We start from the raw sequence: 4,446 nt of genomic DNA on the forward strand, positions 1-4,446 counted from the left end.
GAGCGCGAGTGGCTCGCCCGCCGCATGCCCCGCGCCCGCTTCACCGGCCCGCTGAGCACCGGCGACCTCACGGTCGCGCTGCCCACCCTCGACGTGCTGGTGCACCCGGGTGAGCACGAGACCGACTGCCACGCACTGCGCGAGGCGGCCGCGGCGGGCGTGCCGGTGGTGGCCCCGCGCGCCGGCGGCGCGCGCGACGTCGTCCGCCACCTCGAGACGGGCGTGCTCTACGACCCCGCCGACCAGCGCGACCTGGTGCGCGCGGTCGGCTCCGTGGTGGCCGATCGTCACCGCGGGCTCCTCGGCGAGGCCGCCCGCGAGCACGCCCTCACCCGCACGTGGGACGACGCCGTGGCCGAGCTGCTCGAGCGCCACCTGTCGCCGGCGACGACCGCGCACGCCTGAGCCGGCGCAGGGGCCACTTCGCGGGGCGTCTCGCGGGCGGTCCTGGCTCCGCCGCCGCCGGGCGGCGAGGTGATATCCATGCAGCATGATGCTGCGCCAGCTGGAGTACCTCGTGGCGCTCGCCCAGGAGGGGCACTTCGGGCGTGCGGCCCAGGCCTGCCACGTCACGCAACCGGCGCTCTCGGCGGGCATCCGCAAGCTCGAGGCCGAGCTCGGGGTGCGGGTGGTGCGGCGCGGGCAGCGCTTCGAGGGCTTCACCCCCGAGGGCGCCGAGGTGCTCAGCTGGGCGCAACGGATGCTGGCCGAGCGCACCTCGCTGACCCAGACGCTCGACTCGATGCGCGACGGCCTCTCCGGCACCCTGCTCGCGCTGCTCTGCGCGGTCGTGCTGATGCTGCGCACGCGGCAGTACCGCACCGGCACCGAGGTGCTCGTGGGACTCCTCAGCGGTGTCCTCGGGCTGGTCTCGACCGCAGCCGCGGTCCTCGTCCTCCACCCGGACTGGCGGCCGACGACGGCCGTCGTCCTCGCGGCGACCGGCGGGGTGCTGCTCGCGCTCACCCTCGTCCCCGCCCCGCCCTCGGTGCGCCGGGGCAGGCTCGGTGACGTCGCCGAGACCGTCGCCCTGCTCGCGCTGCTGCCCCTGGCCGTCGTCGCCTGCGGGCTCTTCGCCGCGATCGTGGGCTGACCCGTGGCCACCAAGCGCGACCTGGTCGAGGCGCACGCCTTCAGCCGGCGGCGACTGGTCACCGCCTTCGTCTCCGGCGCCCCCGGTGGCCGCGAGGTCGAGCCCGTCCGGCCGGGGCGCACCATCGTCGGCGGCGTCGCCCTGTCGGTGCTGCTGGTCGCGGCCGCCGCGATCACGGGGGTCTTCTCCGACCGTCCCGACAGCGACTGGGACGCCCCGGGGCTGGTGATCAGCAAGGAGCTCGGCGCCGCCTACGTCATCCTCGACGAGGACCTCGCCGACGACGAGCTGCCCGAGCTGCGACCGGTCCTCAACATCACCTCGGCGCAGCTGATCCTCGGCGCCGAGGGACTCGAGCCGCGGATCGTCGCCCAGGACGTGCTGGAGACCCGGCCGGTGGGTGCCGACCTCGGCATCCTCGACGCCCCCGCCTCCCTCCCGGACCCCGGCGCCCTCGTCGACACCGGGTGGAGCGCCTGCACCGGTGACGGCCTGGGGCTCGCCGTGGCGGTCCAGGACCCACCGGGGGTCGCCCCCTCCGCGGCCACGGACGCCGTGCTCGTCGAGGTCAAGGGCGGGTCGTCGGCGGGGCTGTGGCTGGTGGCCACCGCGCCCGACACCGGCGCCGAGCCCGCCCAGGCCCACCGCTACCTCCTGCCGGCCGGCTCCTCGGAGCGCACCGACGCCTTCCTGCGCGAGGTCGGCCTCGGCAGCGGCTCCGCGCAGGCGCTGCGGGTGCCGCGGGAGTGGCTGGAGCTCTTCCCCCGCGGCGGCGACCTGAGCGAGGAGACCTTCGGCCTCGAGGAGCTCGGCGAGGCCGCGCCCGACCAGCCCGACGGCGTACGCGTCGGTGACTACGCCACCGCCTCGGACGGCAGCGGCCTGCTCGTCGACGACGACGGCGCGCTCCAGCCGTTGACGCCGTTCGCCGCCGCCCTGTGGCGCACCCTCGACGTCTCGCCCGACCGGGGCCGGCGACCGGCCGAGAAGAACCTCGACGGGGCCTCGGCCCCTCCGGCGTACGACGCGGCGCGCTGGCCCGCCGGCGCGCTCACCTCGGTGGCCGGCCAGGCCTGCGCGCTCCTGGAGGCCGACGCCGAGCGGCCGCCCCAGGTGCTTCTGGCCGGTTCGCCCGAGGGGGAGGCGTCCGCCGAGACCCTGCTCGACCGCGGCCAGCGGTCGGTGCACGTGGCACCGGGCGCCGGTGCCTACGTCGTGTCGGGGGAGTGGGGCGAGGTCGCCCCGGCCGAGGGCGGTCGGCGGTTCGTCGTCGACCAGAAGGGCCGCGTGGACGCCCTGGTCGGTGAGGACACCCCGTCCCTGCTGGGCTACGCCGAGCATCCCGCGCCCCTCGTGCCCTCCTCCTGGCTGGACCTCTTCGCGCCCGGGGTCGCGCTGTCGCAGGAGGCCGCGCTCTGCCCGCCCGGCTCGTCGTCCGAGGACGGGTCGTGCGCCTGACCGGTCGCTGCCTCGTCGCCTCCGCGGTGCTGGCGGCGGCCTGGTCGACGGGGGCGCCGGTCGCGGCGGCTGCGCCCGCCGTCGGCGAGGTGGTCGACTGCCTCGCGGTCACGGCCGACGACCCGCGACCGAGCACCGACCTGGCCAGTGCGCCGCTGGCGGCGATGGGCGTCGACCGGGCCCGGGCGTGGCTGCAGCGCTCCGCCCGAGAGGCCGGGGCCGGCGTGACCGTGGCGATCCTGTCGACCGGCATCTCCCGTGACGCCGGCCTGCCCCTGGGCGACGGCGGGACGTCGGTCGTGGGTCCCGGTCCGGTGGTGGACCCGACCGGCACCGTCGTGGCTGGCCTGGTCGCGGGTCCCGCACGCTCCGAGGACCTCCCGGTGGGCATCGCCCCGGGCGCCGAGCTGGTGGACGTCCGCGTCCTGGACCGTCAGGTGCCGACCTCCGACGGCGAGCAGGGTCCCAGCGCCCGGGCCCTCGCCGAGGGGCTCGCCCACGTCCGCGACCGGCTGCCCCGCGTGGACGTCGTGGTGGTCCCGCTCCAGGTCGAGCCCGACGACCGCGTCCGGGAGGTCGTGTCCGACCTCGTCGGGTCGGGCGTGCTGGTCGTCGCCCAGGGCGGGGACCGTCCTGCCGACGCCGCTGTCCCCACGGACCGGCTCTCCGTCCTGGCCGAGCAGCGCCCCGGCGAGGACGCCGGTCCCCTGGTCACCCCCGCATCGGTCGAGGGAGTCGTCGCCGCCGGGCCGGTCCCCGAGGAGGCCCGCGCTCCGTTGTCGTCGACCGCGCTCGACGTGGTCGCCCCGTCGGAGGGTGCGGTCTCGACCTCGCTGGTCGGTGGCACCTGCTCGGTCGGGGAGGTCCGCTCGGCCTGGTCCGCGGCGTACGTCGCCGGCGTGCTGGCCCTGCTGCGTGGCGCCCACCCCGACGAGTCGCCCGCGGCGCTGGTCGCCCGGCTGATCGGCACGGCCGACGGCCGGCCCGACGTCCGCTCCCCGCTCACGGGCGCCGGTCAGGTCCGTGCCCTCGCAGCGCTCACCGCCACCCCGGGCCAGGTCGCGGACGACCTCGACGCCGTGTTCGCCGCAGACACCGCCCTGCCCCCGCCCGCGGGCGCCGCCACCGCGCCCGTCGCCGCTCCCGACCCGCTCGCCGCGGCCCGGGAGCAGGCGGTCTGGTGGGGCCTGCTGGGCGGGGGCGTGCTGCTGCTGGCGCTGCTGCTGCGCCCGCTGGTGCGTCGCGCGGAGTGAATGCAAGACGGCGCCGACCGTGTGGTCGACGCCGTCTCGATGGCGGAGGTAGGGGGATTCGAACCCCCGAGGGCTATTAACCCAACCCGCTTTCCAAGCGAGCGCCATAGGCCACTAGGCGAATCCTCCGCGGGGGAGATTACCCGCAGGTGGCGAGCGTTCCGCGCGGCCCCGTACCCTGGTGACCGACCCCCCGTGCGGTGTCACCTCGCTCAACCCCCCCAGGGCCGGAAGGCAGCAAGGGTAGGCGGGCTCTGTCAGGTGCGCGGGGGGTCCCTTTGCGCGGCTGTCTGGTACCCGAACATCGGTCTGCAGGGCGTGCGGTGGGCGTTAGGGTCGGCGCATGTCGTTGGCCCTCTACCGCACCTACCGGCCGGCGAGGCTGGCCGACGTGGTGGGTCAGGAACACATCACCACGCCTCTGGCGCGGGCTTTGGACAACGACCGCGTTCACCACGCGTACCTTTTCTCCGGCCCCCGCGGCTGCGGCAAAACGTCGACAGCTCGAATCGTGGCGCGATCGCTGAACTGCGAGCAGTGACCGACCTCCGAGCCGTGCGGCGCGTGCCAGAGTTGCGTGGATCTGGCTGCGGGTGGACCGGGCTCCATCGACGTCATCGAGCTTGATGCTGCGAGTCACGG

Annotated in this window: 4 protein-coding genes, 1 other RNA gene and 1 pseudogene; all 6 read left to right on the plus strand. The window is 76.1% G+C overall.

Going from position 1 to position 4,446, the window contains the following annotated elements; genetic code table 11:
• On the plus strand, nt 1-405 hold a 405-nt coding region (locus tag A6R01_RS17120), incomplete at its 5' end, for a glycosyltransferase (RefSeq protein ID WP_292608494.1).
• A gap of 85 nt (nt 406-490) precedes the next feature.
• Nucleotides 491-1,093, plus strand: a complete 603-nt coding sequence (locus tag A6R01_RS18380) for a LysR family transcriptional regulator (protein ID WP_366925126.1) — start codon at nt 491-493, stop codon at nt 1,091-1,093.
• 3 nt (nt 1,094-1,096) lie between these two features.
• Nucleotides 1,097-2,551 carry a type VII secretion protein EccB gene (locus A6R01_RS17130; RefSeq protein WP_292608497.1) on the plus strand — a complete coding sequence of 485 codons (1,455 nt, stop codon included), beginning with the start codon at nt 1,097-1,099 and terminating at the stop codon, nt 2,549-2,551.
• Nucleotides 2,542-3,804 carry a S8/S53 family peptidase gene (locus A6R01_RS17135; protein WP_292608499.1) on the plus strand — a complete coding sequence of 421 codons (1,263 nt, stop codon included), beginning with the start codon at nt 2,542-2,544 and terminating at the stop codon, nt 3,802-3,804. The genes A6R01_RS17130 and A6R01_RS17135 overlap by 10 nt, the downstream gene beginning before the upstream one ends.
• A gap of 184 nt (nt 3,805-3,988) precedes the next feature.
• Nucleotides 3,989-4,085: signal recognition particle sRNA small type (gene ffs / locus A6R01_RS17140), an RNA gene on the plus strand.
• Nucleotides 4,086-4,147: 62 nt separating this feature from the next.
• Nucleotides 4,148-4,446, plus strand: a pseudogene (locus tag A6R01_RS17145) (AAA family ATPase); the annotation flags it as partial.

The organism is Nocardioides sp. REDSEA-S30_B4, from assembly GCF_001627265.1.
In the GTDB taxonomy this organism is placed as follows: Bacteria; Actinomycetota; Actinomycetes; order Propionibacteriales; family Nocardioidaceae; genus Nocardioides.